The sequence below is a fragment of the Streptomyces sp. NPDC060002 genome, from assembly GCF_042737245.1.
In the GTDB taxonomy this organism is placed as follows: Bacteria; Actinomycetota; Actinomycetes; order Streptomycetales; family Streptomycetaceae; genus Streptomyces.
The window spans coordinates 1-18,752 of sequence record NZ_JBHWUW010000025.1 but is presented as its reverse complement, the minus strand read 5'-3'; the positions used below and the strand labels follow the sequence as shown (position 1 = coordinate 18,752).

Genomic DNA, 18,752 nt, shown 5'->3' with positions numbered 1-18,752 from the left:
CTCTCTCCCCTTTCTCTCCCCCCGCAATCGCGCCCGCGGTCTTCGGCCGGTGCGGTTGCCGACCGGGCGTATCGCAATTCCTTGACGATCTCTGGAGAGAACGAAGGGACATGATCGTCGGCTGTCTGGCAACGAGGGGGAGGTGACACGTATCGGACTGGTGGTCCTGGCTCTGGTTGTCGCGCTCGCGGCGGGCGCGGCCGTGGTGGGAATTTCGCCGTGGTGGTGGTTCGCCGCCGCGCCGCTGCTCGTGCTGGGGTTGCTGGGCCTATGGGACCTGATGCAGCGCCGGCACTCTGTGCTGCGCAACTATCCCGTCCTCGGGCATGCCCGCTTCCTTCTGGAGAAGATCCGCCCGGAACTACAGCAGTACTTCATCGAGCGGAACTTCGACGGCCGCCCCTTCGACCGGGACACACGCACCATCGTCTACGAGCGGGCGAAGGGAACCGACGCCGAGCAGCCGTACGGCACCGAGCAGGACGTCTACCGCCCCGGCTACGAGTTCCTGGTGCCGTCGATGGCGCCCTGTCCGGTGCCGAAGGCCGCACCTCGGGTCCGGATCGGCGGACCCGACTGCGGCCGTCCGTACGACATGGCGCTGCTGAACGTGTCGGCGATGAGTTTCGGCTCACTCTCCGCGAACGCGATCCTCGCGCTCAACGGGGGCGCCGCGGCCGGGGGTTTCGCCCACGACACCGGCGAGGGCGGTCTGTCGGAGTACCACCTGCGGCCGGGGGGTGACCTCGTCTGGGAGATCGGCACCGGCTACTTCGGCTGCCGGACCGACGACGGCGACTTCGACCCGCAGGAGTTCGCCGACAAGGCCGCGCACGAGCACGTGAAGTGCGTGTCGCTCAAGCTCTCGCAGGGCGCGAAGCCCGGCATCGGCGGGGTCCTGCCCGGAGCGAAGGTCAACGCCGAGATCGCGCGGGTCCGGGACGTGCCCCAAGGCCGAACGGTGATCTCACCGCCCTACCACCGGGTGTTCTCCACGCCGCGCGAACTCGTCCGCTTCATCGCCCGGACGCGGGAACTCTCCGGTGGAAAGCCGACCGGTTTCAAACTCTGCGTGGGGTCACGCCGACAGTTCCTCGCCGTGTGCAAGGCGATGCTGGCGGAGGGCACGGCCCCGGACTTCATCGTGGTGGACGGCGCGGAGGGCGGAACCGGGGCTGCACCCCTGGAGTTCGCCGACCATGTCGGCACCCCGCTCACCGAGGGGCTCCTGACCGTGCACAACGCCCTCGTCGGCGCGGGTCTGCGCGACCGCGTCAGGATCGGGGCGAGTGGCAAGATCGCCACCGGTACCGACCTGGTCAAGCGCATGGTGCAGGGCGCCGACTACGGCAACGCCGCACGGGCGATGATGTTCGCCGTCGGCTGCATCCAGGCGCAGCGGTGCCATACGAACACCTGCCCCACCGGCGTCACCACGCAGGACCCCCGGCGGGCCCGCGCGCTCCACGTGGGCGACAAGACCCTCCGGGTCCAGCGCCTGCAAGAGGCGACGGTGGCGAGCGCGCTGCAGATCATGGCGTCGATGGGGGTCACCGATCCCGCGCAGCTGCGTCCGCACATGCTGCGCCGCCGCATCGACCCCCGTACCGAACGTTCCTTCGAAGAACTCTACGAGTGGCTGGAGCCCGGGCAGTTGCTCGCCGAGCCCCCCGCTTCCTGGGCGGCCGACTGGGCCGCCGCCGACCCCGACCGCTTCACCGTGTGATCTGGAGGATCCCGTGGCCCGAACCGTCGCGCGCGTCATCGTGGACGCGCTGAGCGAACTTGGCGTGCGCCAGGTCTTCGGCGTCGTAGGCGACGCGCTCAATCCGCTGACCGACGCCATCCGCACCACCGAGGGCCTGGAGTGGGTGGGCTGCCGGCACGAGGAGGCGGCGGCCTTCGCCGCGAGCGCCCAGTCGCAGCTCAGCGGCACCCTGGGCGTGTGCATGGGCACCGTGGGCCCCGGCTCGGTGCACCTGCTCAACGGACTCTACGACGCGGCCAAGAGCCATACGCCGGTGCTGGCGATCGCCGGACAGGTGCCGCTCGCCGAACTCGGCAGCGACTACTTCCAGGAGGTCGACAACGACGCGCTCTTCAGCGACGTGGCCGTCTTCCGGGCCACGATCACCTCGGGTGACCAGCTGCCGCAGATGCTGGAGACGGCGGTGCGCACCGCGCTGGGCCGCAAGGGCGTCGCCGTGCTGACCGTCCCCGGTGACCTGGGGGAACGGGAACTGAGCGCGGACCGGCCGGCCCGGTTCTCGCTGAACGCACCGGTGAGCCGGCCGGACGAGTCCGCCGTCCGGCGAGCCGCCGAGCTGCTCGACCGGGCGCGGCGGGTCACGCTGCTCGTCGGACGAGGAGCCCGCGCCGCGCGGGAGGACGTACTGGCGCTCGCCGACCGGCTGGCCGCGCCGATGGTGCTCACGCTGAAGGCGAAGGAGGGCTTCGAGGGCGACGCCAATCCCTTCCAGGTCGGCCAGACCGGGCTGATCGGCAACCCGGCGGCCGCGTCGGCTCTGCAGGATGCCGACACGCTTCTGCTGCTGGGCACCGACTTCCCCTACCGGGACTGGTATCCGGACGGCAAGACCGTCATCCAGGTGGACACCGAGGCCGCCCACATCGGGCGACGGGTGCCCGTGGAGGTGGGGCTCGTCGGTGACACGGGCGCGACCGTCCGGGACCTCCTGGCCCACCTGGCCGCCGCGCCCGCCGACAGCGGCGGCGCGCGCGACCGCTCGCACCTGGAGGACGCCCGCAAACGCTTCGAGCGGTGGCGCGAGGGTCAGGCGCGGCTCGCCGACCCGGCGCACGACAAGGGTCTGGTGGGCCGCGTCCGCTCCGCGCTGGACAACCGCGCCGGCGACATCCGCCCGGAAGCGCTGGCCGCCGTGGTGGACCGCCTCGCCGACGACGACACCGTCTTCACCTCCGACACGGGCATGGCCACCGTGTGGCTCTCGCGTTTCGTCGAGATGCGCGGCCGGCGGCAGCTGATCGGCTCCTACAACCTGGGTTCCATGGCCAACGCCATGCCACAGGCCCTCGGCGCCCAGTGCCTGGACCGGGACCGCCAGGTCGTGGCCTTCTGCGGCGACGGCGGACTGAGCATGCTCCTCGGCGACCTCATGACGCTCAAGACGAGCCGGCTCCCCGTCAAACTCGTCGTCTTCGACAACCGCCGGCTGGGCATGGTCAAGCTCGAACAGGAACAGGCCGGACTCCCGGAGTTCGGCACCGTGCTGGACAACCCCGACTTCGCGGCCGTCGCGACGGCCATGGGCATCACCGGCATCCGCGTGACCGACCCGGCCGAACTGGAGGAGTCCGTACGCCGCGCCTTCAGCACCCCCGGGCCCGTCCTGCTCGACGTGCTCACCAACCCGGACGAGATCGCCGTCCCGGCCAAGCCGACCGTCGCCCAGGGCTGGGGCTTCGCGGTGGCCAAGATGAAGGAGGTCGTGCGCAGCCAGGGGGACACGGGGGCCGAGGAACACGGGGGCTGAGGAACATGTCCCTGGGGTCGGCCGGGAACGGGCCGGAATCCGCGTGAGTGGGGGCACTTGGGCCTGCCCCCACGCCGGCCGGGACCTCCTCCTCCGGTGGGGACACGGTCAGGATCGTCATCCCACGGCACAAGGTCCCACCCTTCGCCGCGAGTTGGCCGCACGCGCCACCACCTGGCCAGGGGCGAGCCCGTGGCGGCGATGAAAGATCCCGCCTCTACGATGGACCCATGGCGTCGATCAAGCAGGTCCAGATCACCTTCGACTGTGCGGAACCTGAGCGCGTCGCTCGCTTCTGGTGCGAGGTGTTGGGCTATGTCGTACCGCCGCCACCGGAGGGGTTCGCCGCTTGGGACGACTTCGACCGCTCGCTGCCGCCTGAGCGTCAGGGTGCGGCGTTCGCATGCGGTGATCCCTCAGGTGTGGGCCCGCGACTGTTCTTCCAGCGCGTTCCCGAAGGCAAGGTCGTCAAGAATCGGCTGCATCTCGACGTGCGGGTCGGCACCGGGCTCGTGGGTGAGGAGCGCGTGGCCGCACTTGAGGCCGAATGCGCACGACTGGTCGCGCTCGGCGCGGTACGCGTGCGGCTGCTGACCGCCGACGGCTACAACGAGTCGTGCCTCCTGATGCAGGACATCGAGGGCAACGAGTTCTGTCTCGACTGAGGTGCGGCGAGCGTGCCACCTTCACGAGCCGTCGCAGGAGTCGGTCGGCTTGGGGGCCGCCGTCGGTGGAGCCGCCGTCGCGACGACAGCAACTCACCCGACTCATTGAACCGACCCAGAGCATCCCGCACGTTCCTCTGGGCATCGGCGAGACGGACCAGCGCCGCAGCCCGTTCGGCGGGATCGTCGGCTGTCAGCCCGAACGCCCAGCCCAACCGCGCGTCCCACGCGTGGGCTTCATCGACGCCCACACCCGCACCCGCTTCCTTCGTCACGAAGGAGATCATCCCCCAGTCACCTCCCCGAGGTGTATCGACCCTCACGCCGCCGGTCGGCGGCCTGCCGTTCGCTCACTCGCCCCGCGTGGCGGCGAGCGGCGGCAGCTCCAGATGCTCGCGCGTGCCGGGCTCCGGGACTCCCGCGCAAGAAGGCGACCTCTCCGTGGTGGTTTCCGTGGTCAGCACGGAGGCGGTCCGTACCCCCGGCGGGAGAGGGTGTGACCACAGCGACCGGGCCGGACAGAACCCACCGGGCCGGTCGTGGCCCACGCCTTGACCACGGGAGCGACCATGACCAGCACCGACAGCGGCACGTACGAGGGATTCACGGCCGAGGAGCGGGCCGCGATGAAGGAGCACGCCCAGGGGCAGAAGAAGGCAGCGCGCCACGGCTCGCGCGCGGACAAGGCGGCGGAGGCGGAGCGGGACGTACTCGCGAAGATCGCCGAAATGCAGGACTCCGACCGGATCATGGCCGAGCGCGTCCATGCCGTCGTCCTGGCCAGCGCCCCGGCCCTCGCGCCGAAGCTCTGGTACGGGATGCCCGCCTACGCGCTGGACGGCAAGGTCGTCTGCTTCTTCCAGAGCGCGGCGAAGTTCAAGTCGCGCTACGCGACGCTCGGGTTCAACGACCCGGCGAAGCTGGACGAAGGCCACATGTGGGCGACCGCTTTCGCCCTGACCGAGGCGACGGCCGAGGCGGAGGCGCGGATCGCCGCACTGGTGAAGCGGGCGATGAGCTGATGGCGCACCGGCCGGTGAACGGGCGGGCCTGCGGGGGTGAGACCGGCTCCGCTCCCACTCCGCCCTGCCCCGCCCCGCCCCGCCGCTCGCACGGCCGGACCCTCAGGTGAGGCGGCCACCGGACGCCTCGTGAAGCGGCTACCGGACGGCCTTGGGTGCCAGACCGAGGTCGGCCAGCACGGCCGAGCCGACGGTGGCATGTTCGCCCCCGGCGAGCAGCAGCGTGCGCGCCGACTGGTAGGGGCAGCCGGCCGCGTCGAAAGCCGCGGCGGCGGCGAGCTGCCGCGACAGGTCGCCGTCGAGCAGGGCTTCCGCGCGGTCCACCTGGGCGGTGGCGACCGGATTGCCGGCGACCACGGTCCGGGCGGCGTCGATCCGGGACCGGGCGCCCGGGTGCCCGGCGAGCACCGCGGTCTCCGCCCGGAGCGCCACGTACCAGTGGAGCCAGACCCAGGACACCCACTTCCACACCTGATCCGGCTCCGGCGCCACCCGCTCCGACGCGGCATCGGCGTCCCCGTCGTGGAGCAGCACCATCGCGTCGAGAACTGCACCGTAGCCGTGGCGGTGCTCCGGTGCGTTGCCCGCCCGGTCGACGATCGCGCGCCAGGTGTCCCGGCCTTCGTGGTCTCCGCGCAGGCCGTGCACCATGGCGACCGAGGCGGCGGCCGGTCCGAGCGAGAACGACCGCTGACGGCCGCTCCGCTCCCACGCGTCGAGGAACCGCACACTGCCGGTGAGCACCCCGTCGACATGGCCGGCGAACGCGTCCGCGACCAGCAGCCAGGACGTGGCATGGTGCCCCACCTCGGCCAGCAGCGGGTGGTCGGCGAGCTGTCTGCCCCACCGGCGGGCCTCCGGTAGTCGGCCCACGCCGACGGCGGTTCCGGCGGCCATGGCGAGGGCGTCCATGAGTTCGTGCGCACCGGCCGGGGTACGCGGTACCGATTCCAGCACGTCGAGCCGGCGCCGGGCGGCAGCTGCCGCGGCGAAGGCCTCGCCGGTCCAGCTCCGGGCCCCGGAGAGCGCGTCGAGGGCGGCGGACTCCGCCACCGGGTCGCCGGCGCGCCGGGCGAGGTCGACAGCACGTTCGGCGCGTACGACCGTCTCCTGCACGGTGTTGACCACGTCGCCCTGGACGGCGCCGAACGCGTCCGCGACCACCGCGGCCTCGGCCAGCGCGATGGCCGCCTCGGCAGCCGGGGCATCGCCGGCCAGCTCCTGCGCCGCCGCGAGCAGGGCGGTCACCTCGCCCCTGGCGGGAATCCGCGTGAACGTGCTGGAGAAGCGGTACGCGATGGTGGCGGCGGCCGCCAGGTCGCGGCCCGCACCGGCGGTGTTCCCGGCCCGGCGCGCGGCGTCCCCGGCGGCGCGGTGCAGCCGGAACATGTCGTCACCGAGCCTGCGGCACCCGGCCACCGCGGCGGCCTGACGCAGCGCCGCCGCACCGGCGGCGTCGTCGCAGAGCCCGGCCGCCTGCTCGTACCGCTGCTGGGACTCGCCGAGCAGGTTACGGAAGAAGGCCAGCTCGGCCAGGGACAGGGCGAGACGGTGCGCGTCGGCGCGCCGCTCCGGCCGGTCGGCGGCCCAGGTGAGGGCGGCCCGCAGGTCGTCCGCCACGGCCTCGAACCGGGCGCGCCAGTCCGCACCCGAAGCTCCCGCGAGGGCACTCGCGCCGGTCAGGCACCAGTCCACGTGGCGGGATCGGACATGGACGAGCTCGTCGGCGTCGGTGAGCCGCTCCGTCCCGTACTGGCGGATGGTCTCCAGCGCGTGGTAGCGGGTACCGGCGGCTGACGACGTCACGGCGAGCAGGCTCTGCTCGGCCAGCCTGCCGAGCCCGTCCACCACCGCGGCCGGATCCAGCGGGGCGAATCCGGCGACCTCGGCGGCCGCCTCGGCGGTGAACGGCGCGACGAACACCGACACCCGGCGCAGCAGCGCCTGGCTCTGCGGTTCCAGCAGGTCATGGCTCCAGTCCAACACCGCCCGCACCGAACGGTGCCGGTCGTCGGCGCGTGGTCCGCCGGTGAGGATCCGCAGCTGATCGGAGAGGCCTGCCGTGAGGCCGTCCGGTCCGAGCGTGGGCCACCGCGCCGCCGCCAGCTCGATGGCCAACGCCATGCCGCCGAGCCGTTCGCAGATGGTCACGACCGCCTCGTTCGCCGCCGGATGCGGTGGCCGGCCGGCCGCCGACGCCCGGTCCATGAACAGGGCCACCGCCTCCGACTCGTCACCGCCGGCCCGCGACAGCGGCGGGACCGGGAAGACCCGCTCGAACGGCACCATCAGCCTGACCCGGCTGGTCACGAGCACCCGCAACCGCGGACAGGCTGCCAACAGCCGCTCCAGGAACGGCGCCACCGCGACGCTCACCCGCTCGCAGTTGTCCAGCACCAGCAGCGTCCGGCGATCCGCCAGCGCGGCCGGCACCGCGTCGTCGATGCCTCGCCCTGGTTGTTCACCCACCCCCAGGGCCGCCGCGACCGCCGCGCCCACCCGACCCGGCTCGGTGACCGGGACCAGGTCGACGAACCACACCCCGTCGGTGAAGTCGTCGGCCATATCCGCCGCCACCGCCAGCGCGAGGCGTGTCTTGCCCACCCCACCAGGGCCGACCACGGTGACGAGTCGGTGCACCTTCACTGCCTCGGCCAGTTCCCCGCGCTCCCCGGCCCGGCCGATGAACCCCGTCAACTGCGCAGGCAGGGCGGGGGCCTTGGGCGACGGCTCGGCGTGGGCGAACTCCGCCGCGTGCCGGGCGAGCGCCCGCCGATCCGGCAGCAGCAGTTTGCGCAGCAGCGACGAGACATGCGACTCGACGGTACGTACGGAGATGACCAACCGCGCAGCGATCTCCGCGTTGCTGAGGTGCTCCCCCAGCAGCGCGAGCACCTGGGCTTCCCGGGCAGATATCTCTGGACTGGTCACCGCCTCATTATCCGTGGCGATCTCCGTGGTCAGCACGGAGGCGACAGGCACCCGGGCCGGGAGAGTCTGGGCCGACAGCGATCGGCCGGGCAAGGCTTCCCGGGCCGATCGTGACCCACGACCGACTCCCGGAGGACCGATGGACGCCGAACCCCGCTCCCGAGCCGAGCGTCGTCACGACACCGAACACCGGCTCACCCACGACGTCGACGTCTGGGTGGCCAGTGCCTCGGCGGACGGCGCGCCGTACCTGGTGCCGCTGTCCTTCGACTGGGACGGCCGGGCGCTGTTGGCGGCCACCCCGACGAACAGCCCCACCGGCAGGAACCTGGCCACCACCCACGTCGCCCGGCTGGCGCTCGGCCGAACCCGCGACGTGACCATGATCGACGGCGACGTCGAAGTCCTCGAACTCGACGCGCTGCCGCAGGAGCGGGGCGACCGGTTCGCCCGACGCACCGGTTTCGATCCGCGTGAACTGGCCGCTTCGTACCACTGGTTCCGGATCGTCCCGCGCCGCATCCAGGCCTGGCGCGAGGAGAGCGAACTGTCCGACCGCGAGCTGATGCGCGACGGGCGGTGGCTGAGCTGACGCAGGGCCGACTTCCTCCAGCGCCGGCCGCAGCCGGTCGCAGGTCAGATCCCCCCGGCGGCGTGGGCTTCGGCACCGCGGCCGGGTGTCCCGAACTCGCGCGCCCCACAAGGGGTGAGGTGGTGATATTGGGTATGTATCAGGACGGATGCAGTACGGACGGTGTTCCCCGTCAACTTCCTTGCGAAGTGATAGGTTGAACGTTTTTCGTCCTGCGATGTGAAGGTAGGGCACGCCGGTCTCCGGTTGGCAGAGCGCATTCAACGCGCACATCGGGGCGCGCGAAGCCCGGCCACCTCGTCGTTCTGCTCCTCAATTGCACCGCGCATATGCGTTCGGTCTGCCACCTGGGCAGATCCCGGTCTGGCCGAACACGCATGCCATCACCATTGACCGATGCACACAGCCGCGTTCGTAGTCGCGTCGGTGTGCGTAGAGAAGTGAACTGGCTTATGGAAAGCGCCACTTGACGGCTCAGAATCCCGTCGGCCGGGCCCGGTGCGGCTTGAGGACACGGCCGTACCACCGATTCCGGGCAGGCCGCACGGGCGAGACCGCCTGGCGGCAGAGCCGAGCTGCATCCGCTCCCCCGGTCGCGAGAGAAGTGGAAGGGAAGGCAGGCTGCCGCATACCGGCACCGCCCCTGCCCGTGGGCGACCGGCTGATGGAGGGAGGACAACGTGATGGCAACCGAACGATCACCGGACGTCGTGGTGATCGGAGCAGGCGTCGCCGGCCTCGCCTGTGCTCAGGACCTGCTGGCCGCCGGCCTCGGCGTGCAGATCCTGGAAGCCTCCGACGGGGTTGGTGGCCGGATGCGCTCCGACCGTGTGCACGGCTTCGTCATCGACCGCGGCTTCCAGGTCTTCAACCCTTCCTACCCACAGGTGCGGCGACGCCTGGCAGGGGACGAGCTGGACCTACGTCCCTTCAGCCGGGGCGTCCTCATCCACACCGAGACAGGCAGGCGCCGTCTGACCGACCCCCGCGCTCACCCGTCCACCCTCGTCGACCTCCTGTCGGGACGCCTCGCGGGACCACGCGACCTGGCGGCGCTGGGCGCCCTCACAGCCTCGGACGCGCTGGCCCCGCCGCACCGGCTGAAAGGGCGGCCGGATCGGAGCACACGCACGGCGCTCGCCGACGCGGGCTTCACCGATGCCTTCGTCGAGCGCTTCTTCCTGCCCTTTCTGTCCGGGGTGTTCCTGGAGGACCGGCTGGAGACGTCCGCCCGGGTCTTCCATCTCGTGTGGCGCAGCATGCTGCGCGGCACCCTGAGCCTGCCCGCCGCAGGCATCGGTGCCGTACCGCTCGCGTTGGCGGCGTCACTGCCGAGGGGCACCGTGCGACTGGAGACCCCGGTCGAGCGCCTGACGGACGGCGGCGTGGAGACCACCGGCCGCGAACTCGTCCCGGCGCGCGCCGTGGTGGTGGCCACGGGCCCGGGACCGGCCGGGACCCTGCTGCCCGACGTCGCGGTGCCCGCGTACCGCGTGGTGACGACCTACTACCACGCCGTGCCGGACCCGCCGCTGAACGAGCCCACTCTGCTGGTGGACACCCGGCGCCGTTTCCTCAACACCTGCGTGCTGAGCAACGTGGCCGCCTCCTACGCGCCACCCGGCCGGGCGCTCGTGGCCACCTCGGTGCTCGGCACGGACGCCGAAGACCGGGAACGCTCGCTACGCCCGACGCTGAGCGAGGTCTATGCCACCGATGCCGACCGCTGGGACCTGCTGACCGTCCGTACGGTGCCCGACGCGTTGCCCGCGATGGCGCCCCCGCAGGACCTCAGCCGCACGACCCGGGTGACCCGGGGGCGATACGTATGCGGTGACCACCGGGCCACGGGCTCGGTTCAGGGGGCGATGGCCTCGGGTGCGCGCGCGGCCCGCGAGGTGCTGCGCGACCTCGGCAGGTAGCACCCGGTGAGGCACCGCGGAGCAGGGCGTGGGTACGCCGACCGGCATCGTCGTGACGCCCCCGCGCCGTCACGGTCTCACGCGGGCGCCGCCCGGTCGTCGAGCCGCACGCCCAGCCGACCGGCCACCGTGGTGAGGGCCGTTCCCAGCGGGAGCGCGACCCGGGTGAGGGCGTGCTGGTCGCCCCGGGTCGGGTCCCGGTTGACGATCAGCACAGGCTTCCCTGCCTGACTCGCCTGACGGACGAACCGAAGCCCTGACATCACCGTCAGCGAGGAGCCCAGGACCAGCAGCGAGGCCGCCTCGCGGACCAGCGCGCGGCAGTGCTCGACGCGCGGCGGCGGAACGGCTTCGCCGAAGAACACCACGTCCGGTTTGAGGAGGCCGCCGCAGACCGCACAGGGCACCACGCGGAAGTCCCCGACCTGTTCGTCGGTGAGATCGGCGTCACCGTCCGGGTTGATCGCGGCTGCCACCGGCTCGAAATCCGCGTTGGCCTCCTGCAGCCGCCACGCGAGCTCGCGGCGCGGGCTGAAGGCGCCGCAGGACAGGCAGACGACCCGGCCCAGGCTTCCGTGGAGTTCCACGACGTCGTCGCTGCCGGCGGCCTGGTGCAGGCCGTCGACGTTCTGGGTGATGACACCCGAGAGCAGGCCGTGCCGCGCGAACGCGGCCACGGCCCGGTGCCCGGCATTGGGGCGGGCGCGCCCGAAGGTGCGCCATCCGAGGTGGCTGCGCGCCCAGTACCGGCGACGGGCCTGGGCGTCGGCGGTGAAGTCCTGGTAGGTCATCGGGGTGTGCCGGCTCAGGCTGCCGCCCTCGCCCCGGTAGTCGGGGATGCCCGACTCCGTGGAGATGCCCGCCCCGCTGAGCACCAGCACGCCGCCGGCGCTCAGCGCGCCGACGACCTGCTCCAAATCGGTCGTGCCCGGCTGCAGGTCCTCGGCAGGGGTCCAGCTCAGAGTGGGGCGCATGCGCATGCCGCCAGGGTACGGAACAGGCTGCCTTCAGCGTCCGTGACCGGGCCTGAGAACGGTGGCCTGCCGGGCGCTCCGCCCGGACACCAGGCACCCCGCTACGACGTGGGCAAATCACGCGCCGGATACGGGCCCCCAGGGTTCGGTTGCGTTCGCAGGACGCGAGATGGGTCACACCATGATCCGGCGAGGCACCCTCCGGAGCGGGCCTACGGGCCTGCCCACACCGCATTTACGTGCAGCATGCAGCGAAGTGCGCACAGTCCGTAAGGGGCACATGTCCCCCTATCGTCGCTCTTTGGCCTGCCGCCGGCGCCGTCGAGCAGACCCGTCCCTGCCACCGACGAAAGTAGGCGAGCGAAGCTTTGCAGACTGCCCCAGTCGCCTCTCCCCCGACGTCCCTCCCGGCCGTCCCGAAGAACGCCACCGTCACGGACCCCGCACTCGTGAAACGCGCCGTGAAGGCCGCCGCGCTGGGCAACGCGATGGAATGGTTCGACTTCGGCGTCTACAGCTACATCGCGGTCACTCTGGGCAAGGTCTTCTTCCCGTCCGGCAATCCGACCGCGCAGCTGCTCTCCACCTTCGGCGCCTTCGCCGCCGCGTTCCTGGTCCGACCGCTCGGCGGCATGGTCTTCGGGCCGCTCGGCGACCGCGTCGGCCGTCAGAAAGTGCTGGCCGTCACCATGATTCTGATGGCCGCGGGCACCTTCGCCATCGGCCTCATCCCGTCGTACGCCTCGATCGGCGTCGGAGCCCCGCTGCTCCTGCTGGCCGCCCGTCTGGTGCAGGGCTTCTCCACCGGCGGCGAGTACGCGGGCGCCTCCACCTTCATCGCCGAGTACGCGCCCGACAAGCGACGCGGCTTCCTCGGCAGCTGGCTGGAGTTCGGCACGCTCGCCGGGTACATCGGCGGCGCCGGCCTGGTCACGGTGATGACCGCTCTGCTGTCCACGGAGGACCTGCTGAGCTGGGGCTGGCGGATTCCGTTCCTGATCGCGGGCCCGATGGGCATCGTCGGCCTCTACCTGCGGATGCGGCTGGAGGAGACCCCGGCGTTCGCGGCCGAGCTCGAGAAGGCCGAGTCGAACCGGCCGAAGGTGCCGCTGCGCCGGATGATCGCGGGCCAGTGGCGGGCGCTGCTGCTCTGCGTCGGTCTGGTGCTCGTCTTCAACGTCACCGACTACATGCTGCTGTCGTACATGCCGAGCTATCTGACCAGTGAGCTCCACTACGACGAGACGCACGGGCTGCTCGTCGTACTCGGCGTGATGGCCGTGATGATGATCGTCCAGCCCTTCGCGGGCGCCCTGACCGACCGTGTGGGTCGCCGGCCGGTGATCGCCGCGGGCTGTGCGGGCTTCCTGTTGCTGTCCGTTCCCGCCCTGCTGCTCATCCGCCAGGGCAGCCTGTTCGCGGTCGCGCTCGGCATGGGCGCGCTGGGCCTGCTGCTGGTCTGCTTCACGGCGGCGATGCCGGCCGCTCTGCCGGCGCTGTTCCCGACGAATGTCCGCTACGGATCGCTGTCGATCGGCTTCAACGTCTCCGTCTCGGTCTTCGGCGGCACCACCCCGCTCGTGGTGACGGCCCTGATCGGGGCGACCGGGAACATGATGATGCCCGCGTACTACATGATGGCCGCGGCCGTGATCGGCGGCGTGGCGGTGTGGTTCATGGCCGAGACGGCGGGGCGCCCGCTGCCCGGCTCCGCACCCTCGCTGTAAGGCTGGGCACGTCCGGACGGGTCGTCACTCCGCGTCGCTCCGTCCCCCGGGGCCGGCAGGCCGACGATTCCCGTCCCGCCCTGCGCTGCCCTGCCCTGCCCCGCGTCGGACGCGGGGCAGGGCTTTTCAATCCGACCAACTATTCGCCAGAGACGTTTGTTCGAACGCAGATGGTGCACACGAGAAGCTGACACTGTCTTTACACCACGAAGCGGAGCGACATCATGGGCATCATCGCGTGGATCGTCATCGGTCTGCTCGCCGGCATCATCGCCAAGGCCTTGATGCCGGGCAAGGACCCCGGCGGCATCATCATCACCATGCTCATCGGCATCGCCGGCGGTCTGCTCGGCGGCTGGCTCGGCAAGGTGCTCTTCGGCGTCGACTCCATCGACGGGTTCTTCGACCTCTCCACCTGGATCGCCGCCATCGTGGGCTCCTTCATCCTGCTCGCCCTCTACCGCCTCGTCACCGGCAACCGGCGTTCGCACCGCCACGCGTGAACCGCCGACGTCGTAGACGGCCAGGCAACGCCGACGGCTCCCACCCGTGCTCAGGGTGGGAGCCGTCGGCGTTGCCGCGCCACCCGCCTCGCACCGGTCATGAGGAACCGGGCACCGGCGAGCGAGCCCGGTCCTCCGCGGCAAGGATGCGGCTCTCGGCGGCGGACCGTGCGACCGGCTGCCGGGCGGATGTGAAAGTACCTACCGGCCTTCGGGGGAACTTTGGGCCTCCGCCGCTCACCGGCGGTCGGCCGGTGGTACGGGCATGAGGTGTCCACACCCCCCGATCAACCCGCCTCGCCGACCGGACGCCCGAGCGGCGAGGAGCCGCACGTGCCGGGTCTGCTGCGGACCGCGGCCGCCTACGCATGGCGGATCATCGCCGTCGGGATCGTCGTCCGCGTCGCCTTCTCCCTGCTCGGGCAGTTTCACCGGGTCGCCGTCGCCGTCTTCCTGGGGCTTGTCATCACCGCCGTGCTCCGCCCCGTGGCCGGCCTCCTCGCGCGCTTCATGCCCCGGCCGCTCGCGGTCGCCGCCGCGCTCATCGGCGGCGTCATCCTCGTCCTCGGCGCGCTGGCCCTGGTCGGCGAGACCGCGGCGGGCCAGCGAAGTGGGCTGGAGAAGGAGTTCGTGGCGGGAATCGACCGGATCGAACGTCAGCTGGAGGAACGCCCCTTCCACGTTCCCCCGGACGCGTTCGACGATCTCCAGTCCCGGATCGGCAAGCTCCTGTCGAGCCACCGTTCCACCCTCATCAGCACGGCGCTCAGCGGCGCGAGCCGGCTGCTCGAGGTGCTGACCGTGCTCGCCCTGGCCGTGTTCTGCGCGGTCTTCTTCACGTACTCCGGCGACCGGCAATGGCAGTGGGTGTGCGACCAGCTCCACGACGGGGCACGGCGGCAGGTCACGGTCGCGGGCCAGGCGGCGTGGCGGACGTTCACCGGTTACACGCACGGCATCCTGCTGGTGGCCGCGACCAACGCGGTCCTGGTGGGCATCGCGCTGTTCGCTCTGGGCGTGCCACTCGCTGTGCCGTTGGCACTGCTGGAGTTCCTGGCCGCCTTCATTCCCCTGATCGGGTCGCCGATCGCCCTGGCGATCGCGGCCGTCGTCGCGCTCGCCACGAAGGGGCCGGTCATCGCCCTGCTGGTCGTGGCCCTGATCGTGGTCATCGGACAGATCGAGGGCCACCTCCTGCACCCGATCGTGATGAGCTGGGCCGTCCGGTTGCACCCGGTGGTGGTCGCACTGGCGGTCGTCGGCGGAGCGGTCGCGGCGGGGGTGATCGGCGCCGTGGTCGCCGTACCGCTGGTGGCCGTGGTGTGGTCCGTGCACCAGGCGCTGCGAGGTGACGCCGACCGCCCGAAATGAAGGCGCGGACCGGTCAGGAGTGAACGATACGGCGCACGTTGTCCACAGCGCCGCAGCCGGCCTTCAGCTGACGCTCCCTCTCTTCCAGGAACGCCTCGCCCAGCTCCTCCCGTCGCTCCATGGCGACGTTCTCGCGGGCACCGTTGAGGATCGTGCGCTCCTCCTCGTCCGTGTGGTGGGCGACGGCCTCCACGAGCTCTTCCAGCTTCTCGTCCCACTCCTCGGAGCCGACCTCGTCGACCTCCAGAAGCTCGAGGAGTGCCTTGTTGCCCTCCTCGTGCTCCTCCTCGCCGTGCTCCACCTCTTCGTCCTCGATCTTCTTGAAGCGCTTGAGGGCGGGGTACACCTTCCCCTCTTCGGCCAGCGCGTGCGCGATCAGCAGATCGGCGAACTCCTGAAGGGCGGCTGCCCGGTCGGCTTCGACGCTGCGCATCAGACGGAAGAGATCCTCCATCTTCCGGTGATCCTGGAGAATGAGTGCAACGACATCTCGGGTGTCAGGCATGTCAGCCATGGGAACGGGCTTCACTTTCGTACGAGGAGACCTGGGAAGAAACCGAGTACCCCCGCCCGCCGCCTTCATTGATCCCTGCTCCGCGACGGCTCACAGGTGCGGAACCGAGGCCGGTCGTCTCCGCCGCGGAACGGCGCGTCCGGGGTGCTGCTCACCGAGGACTGCCCGGCCGGCCGGCGACGAGACGAGCCCGAGCGTCTCACCCGCTGACGCGTCCCTCCCCCGGTCCGGGGGCCGCCCTCCTCGGGTACCGCTCGGGCTCGGCGCCGTTCCTCCCGGCCGGGTCAGACGAAAGCACTCTGCCCGGTGATCGCCTTGCCGACGATCAGCGTGTTCATCTCCCGAGTGCCCTCGAACGAGTAGATGGCCTCCGCATCCGCGAAGAAGCGTGCCACCTCGTACTCCAGGACGATGCCGTTGCCCCCGAAGATCTCCCGGGCCCAGGCCACGACCTCTCGCATGCGGGCGGTGACGTGGGCCTTGGCCAGGGACGAGTGCTCGTCCCGGAACACTCCCGCGTCCTGCAGCCCGGCCAGCCGATGCAGCATGCCCCAGCTCGAAGTGATGTTGCCCAGGCTCTTCACCAAGAGGTCCTGCACCAGCTGGAAGCCCGCGAGCGGACGACCGAACTGCTGCCTCTGCGTGGCGTAGCGCAGGGCCAGCTCGTACGCGCCGATCATGACGCCGAGGGCCTGCCAGGCGACTCCACTGCGCGTGGCGCGCAGGATCTCCGCGACGTCACGGAAGGAGGACGCGTTCTGAAGTCGGTCGCTCTCCGGGACCCGGACGTCGGTGAGGGTGACGTCCGCGTTCTCGACGATGCGCAGCGACGTCTTGTGGGCGATCTTCTCGGCCTTGAACCCGGTCGTGCCCTTGTCGACGACGAATCCCTTGACCTGGTCGTCGTCCACGTCCCGAGCCCAGACGACGATGTGGTCGGCGAAGGTGGCGTTGCCGATCCAGCGCTTGGCGCCGTTGAGCACCCATGTGTCGCCGTCGCGCCGGGCGGTGGTCCGCATGCCGGCCGCGATGTCGGAGCCGTCGAGCGGCTCCGTGAGGGCGAACGCGCCTATCGCGTCCATCCTCGCCATGCCGGGCAGCCAGCGGTCGCGCTGGGCCTGGTCGCCGCCGGCGTGGATCGCGTACATGGCGAGTCCGTTGTGCACGCCGAAGAAGGTGGCGACCGAAGCGTCGACACGGCTCATCTCCATCGCCATCATCCCGGTGAGCAGATGACTGGCAGCGGGGCCGTGATCGCCATAGCCCTCGTACGACAGTCCGACCAGTCCACTCTCCCGGAAACGACCGATCAGCTCCATGGGGAAGGTGCCGTCGGCCCAGTGCGCGGCCACCAGGGGCTGAACCTCGTCGCGCATGAACGCCCGTGTCCTGAGCAGGACCTTGAGCTCCTCCTCCGTGAGGGCGGCCTCGAAGTCGTAGAAGTCGGCCACGTTCTGCTGTTCCGTGAGTGAAGTCATGGGGCCCTTGTTCCACGCTTGTGCCGAGCAATGCTCAAGCACCAGACACTCAGCCGTGCCGGCTTCCCACCACTTCGGAAGAGCTGACCAGGACGGGTAGCGGCGGACCTGGTGCTCGTCCAAGGCCGTCCCGCTATCCGGCTCATCAGGCCCTCGAACTCTTCCTGCCGGCGAGCAGGGTCTACGCTGTCACCTGCGGCCCCCGCATGATCGTTTGTCTTCACACGCCGATGATCAACGGTGGCCGCATCCGTCTCCACAGCGCGTCAGGCTCGCGCAGCGTCTGCCTGCCGTCCAGTATCTGGAGGACTTGTGCAACGTGGCGAAGTCTGGTGGGTTCAGTTCGACGAGCGCAGGTTGGTCGTACTGCTGTCGGGAGAGAACACGTCCGGGATCCAGGTGATGCAGGTCGTCGCTCCGGCGGGCGTCGACATCAGCGGTCTGGGCATCGAAGTGATGGTGGGCGCCGGTGAAGGACTGCCGTTCGAAGGCGTGCTGCGGCTCGCGTTCCCGCGTCCAGGCTTCACCCCGTGCACGTGGCTGACCACTGTGTCCCGGGACGACCTGATAGAGCGGGAGGCCGTCCTGTCCTCCCTGAAGCTCGGCGAGATTGACGACGCCCTCCGACTCGCTGAACAAGCGCAGGATCGGACCCCTGAAACGACCGCGAAGCTCGGCGAGACAAGGGACGCCCTCCGTCTCGGTGAACTCGGGTAGACGAAGAAGAAGCCGACGCCCGCCACGGCGTGGGCGATCTCGGGCGAGATGATCCACGCTGGCCACCTGCCGCCTCGGCGCCCTCACCATCGAGATCACGATCTACGGCTGGAGTACCAGGGTGGCGGAGACGAGAGAAGACGCACCATGGATCCCCGCATACCCCGCTTGCGTCGCAAGCTGGCCGCGATCCCTTTCCAACCACTGCGCAGCCACTCCTTCGGGGAAGAACGACACCAATTCTCGCCCGGTCCGAAACTGACGGAAGCTCGCGTCGCCGCGTGCGAGGCGGAGCACGACATCGTTCTTCCCCATGCCTATCGGCAGTTCCTCACGCACATCGGCGGCTCGGGCGCGGCACCGTTCTATGGCCTCCTGCCGCTGGAACGGTGTTCCCTGCTGGTCATGGATCCGCGCGGAGAACCTGGGGCACCGCGAGGCTTCACCGCCGCAGGCCCCCGGACTCACGACCGTGACCTGTTCCTTCACATCATCGAAATGGGCTGCACCGATGTGTGCGTCCTCGCGGTGACCGGTCCGCTCACCGGCCGTGTCCTCGTGGGAAACGGCGACGGGTTCCGGGGTCCCGATGTCTCCTCGGCCGCCGACTTCCTCGACTGGTACGAACGTTGGCTCAACCACATGAGCGCCGGGCGTGACGACCGGGCCCTGGAACTGACCTCGCCTCGGCTTCGTACGCATCCGGACCGCCATCGCAGGGCGCCGAGAATCTGACTGCCGCGGGGGCGGGGGGGGCGGCGGCCCCCCCCGCCGGGGGCGGCCCCCCCCCAACCGGGGGGGGGTATAAAAAACAGAAGAAG

15 protein-coding genes are annotated in these 18,752 nt (G+C 70.8%); 11 read left to right on the top strand and 4 right to left on the bottom strand.

Going from position 1 to position 18,752, the window contains the following annotated elements:
* Nucleotides 1-142: 142 nt before the first annotated feature.
* The 4 genes from ACFWBD_RS22150 (at nucleotide 143) to ACFWBD_RS22135 (ending at nucleotide 5,202) form a co-directional block, all read left to right on the top strand.
* Nucleotides 143-1,726, top strand: coding sequence for an FMN-binding glutamate synthase family protein (locus ACFWBD_RS22150; RefSeq protein ID WP_385669261.1), 1,584 nt, complete (start codon nucleotides 143-145; stop codon nucleotides 1,724-1,726).
* 13 nt (nucleotides 1,727-1,739) lie between these two features.
* Entirely contained in the window at nucleotides 1,740-3,515 is a 1,776-nt protein-coding gene (locus ACFWBD_RS22145; RefSeq protein ID WP_385669258.1) for a thiamine pyrophosphate-dependent enzyme, read from the top strand.
* A 230-nt stretch (nucleotides 3,516-3,745) separates the two neighbouring features.
* Nucleotides 3,746-4,180 carry a VOC family protein gene (locus ACFWBD_RS22140; RefSeq protein WP_385669255.1) on the top strand — a complete coding sequence of 145 codons (435 nt, stop codon included), beginning with the start codon at nucleotides 3,746-3,748 and terminating at the stop codon, nucleotides 4,178-4,180.
* A 569-nt stretch (nucleotides 4,181-4,749) separates the two neighbouring features.
* Nucleotides 4,750-5,202 carry an iron chaperone gene (locus ACFWBD_RS22135; RefSeq protein ID WP_385669252.1) on the top strand — a complete coding sequence of 151 codons (453 nt, stop codon included), beginning with the start codon at nucleotides 4,750-4,752 and terminating at the stop codon, nucleotides 5,200-5,202.
* Between the two features lie 138 nt (nucleotides 5,203-5,340).
* Here the strand turns inward: ACFWBD_RS22135 and ACFWBD_RS22130 are convergent, their stop codons facing one another.
* Nucleotides 5,341-8,133, bottom strand: a complete 2,793-nt coding sequence (locus tag ACFWBD_RS22130; protein WP_385669249.1) for an ATP-binding protein — start codon at nucleotides 8,131-8,133, stop codon at nucleotides 5,341-5,343.
* 139 nt (nucleotides 8,134-8,272) lie between these two features.
* Here ACFWBD_RS22130 and ACFWBD_RS22125 point away from each other — a divergent pair, with 139 nt between their 5' ends.
* Together ACFWBD_RS22125 and ACFWBD_RS22120 are read left to right on the top strand one after the other, a co-directional pair.
* A complete protein-coding gene (locus tag ACFWBD_RS22125) occupies nucleotides 8,273-8,725 on the top strand; it encodes a pyridoxamine 5'-phosphate oxidase family protein (RefSeq protein WP_385669246.1) in 453 nt (150 codons plus the stop codon).
* A gap of 683 nt (nucleotides 8,726-9,408) precedes the next feature.
* Nucleotides 9,409-10,647 carry an NAD(P)/FAD-dependent oxidoreductase gene (locus tag ACFWBD_RS22120; RefSeq protein ID WP_385669243.1) on the top strand — a complete coding sequence of 413 codons (1,239 nt, stop codon included), beginning with the start codon at nucleotides 9,409-9,411 and terminating at the stop codon, nucleotides 10,645-10,647.
* Between the two features lie 77 nt (nucleotides 10,648-10,724).
* Here ACFWBD_RS22120 and ACFWBD_RS22115 read toward each other — a convergent pair whose 3' ends face one another.
* On the bottom strand, nucleotides 10,725-11,627 hold the full coding sequence (locus ACFWBD_RS22115) for an NAD-dependent protein deacetylase (protein WP_385669240.1): 903 nt from the start codon (nucleotides 11,625-11,627) through the stop codon (nucleotides 10,725-10,727).
* Between the two features lie 362 nt (nucleotides 11,628-11,989).
* Between ACFWBD_RS22115 and proP the strand changes: the two genes are divergently transcribed.
* From proP to ACFWBD_RS22100, 3 genes are all read left to right on the top strand, one after another.
* Nucleotides 11,990-13,348, top strand: coding sequence for a glycine betaine/L-proline transporter ProP (gene proP, locus ACFWBD_RS22110; RefSeq protein WP_385669238.1), 1,359 nt, complete (start codon nucleotides 11,990-11,992; stop codon nucleotides 13,346-13,348).
* Nucleotides 13,349-13,572: 224 nt separating this feature from the next.
* On the top strand, nucleotides 13,573-13,851 hold the full coding sequence (locus ACFWBD_RS22105) for a GlsB/YeaQ/YmgE family stress response membrane protein (RefSeq protein ID WP_385669235.1): 279 nt from the start codon (nucleotides 13,573-13,575) through the stop codon (nucleotides 13,849-13,851).
* 270 nt (nucleotides 13,852-14,121) lie between these two features.
* Nucleotides 14,122-15,222, top strand: coding sequence for an AI-2E family transporter (locus ACFWBD_RS22100; protein WP_385669232.1), 1,101 nt, complete (start codon nucleotides 14,122-14,124; stop codon nucleotides 15,220-15,222).
* Nucleotides 15,223-15,235: 13 nt separating this feature from the next.
* On the opposite strand, the gene ACFWBD_RS22095 is transcribed toward ACFWBD_RS22100, so the two are convergent.
* Together ACFWBD_RS22095 and ACFWBD_RS22090 are read right to left on the bottom strand one after the other, a co-directional pair.
* On the bottom strand, nucleotides 15,236-15,727 hold the full coding sequence (locus ACFWBD_RS22095; RefSeq protein WP_385669546.1) for a hemerythrin domain-containing protein: 492 nt from the start codon (nucleotides 15,725-15,727) through the stop codon (nucleotides 15,236-15,238).
* 293 nt (nucleotides 15,728-16,020) lie between these two features.
* Nucleotides 16,021-17,214 carry an acyl-CoA dehydrogenase family protein gene (locus tag ACFWBD_RS22090; RefSeq protein WP_385669229.1) on the bottom strand — a complete coding sequence of 398 codons (1,194 nt, stop codon included), beginning with the start codon at nucleotides 17,212-17,214 and terminating at the stop codon, nucleotides 16,021-16,023.
* Between the two features lie 312 nt (nucleotides 17,215-17,526).
* Between ACFWBD_RS22090 and ACFWBD_RS22085 the strand changes: the two genes are divergently transcribed.
* Both ACFWBD_RS22085 and ACFWBD_RS22080 read left to right on the top strand, forming a co-directional pair.
* Nucleotides 17,527-17,931 (top strand): type II toxin-antitoxin system PemK/MazF family toxin, encoded by a 405-nt coding sequence (locus ACFWBD_RS22085; protein ID WP_385669226.1) that lies wholly within the window; start codon nucleotides 17,527-17,529, stop codon nucleotides 17,929-17,931.
* 147 nt (nucleotides 17,932-18,078) lie between these two features.
* A complete protein-coding gene (locus ACFWBD_RS22080) occupies nucleotides 18,079-18,666 on the top strand; it encodes an SMI1/KNR4 family protein (RefSeq protein WP_385669223.1) in 588 nt (195 codons plus the stop codon).
* Nucleotides 18,667-18,752 lie beyond the last annotated feature (86 nt).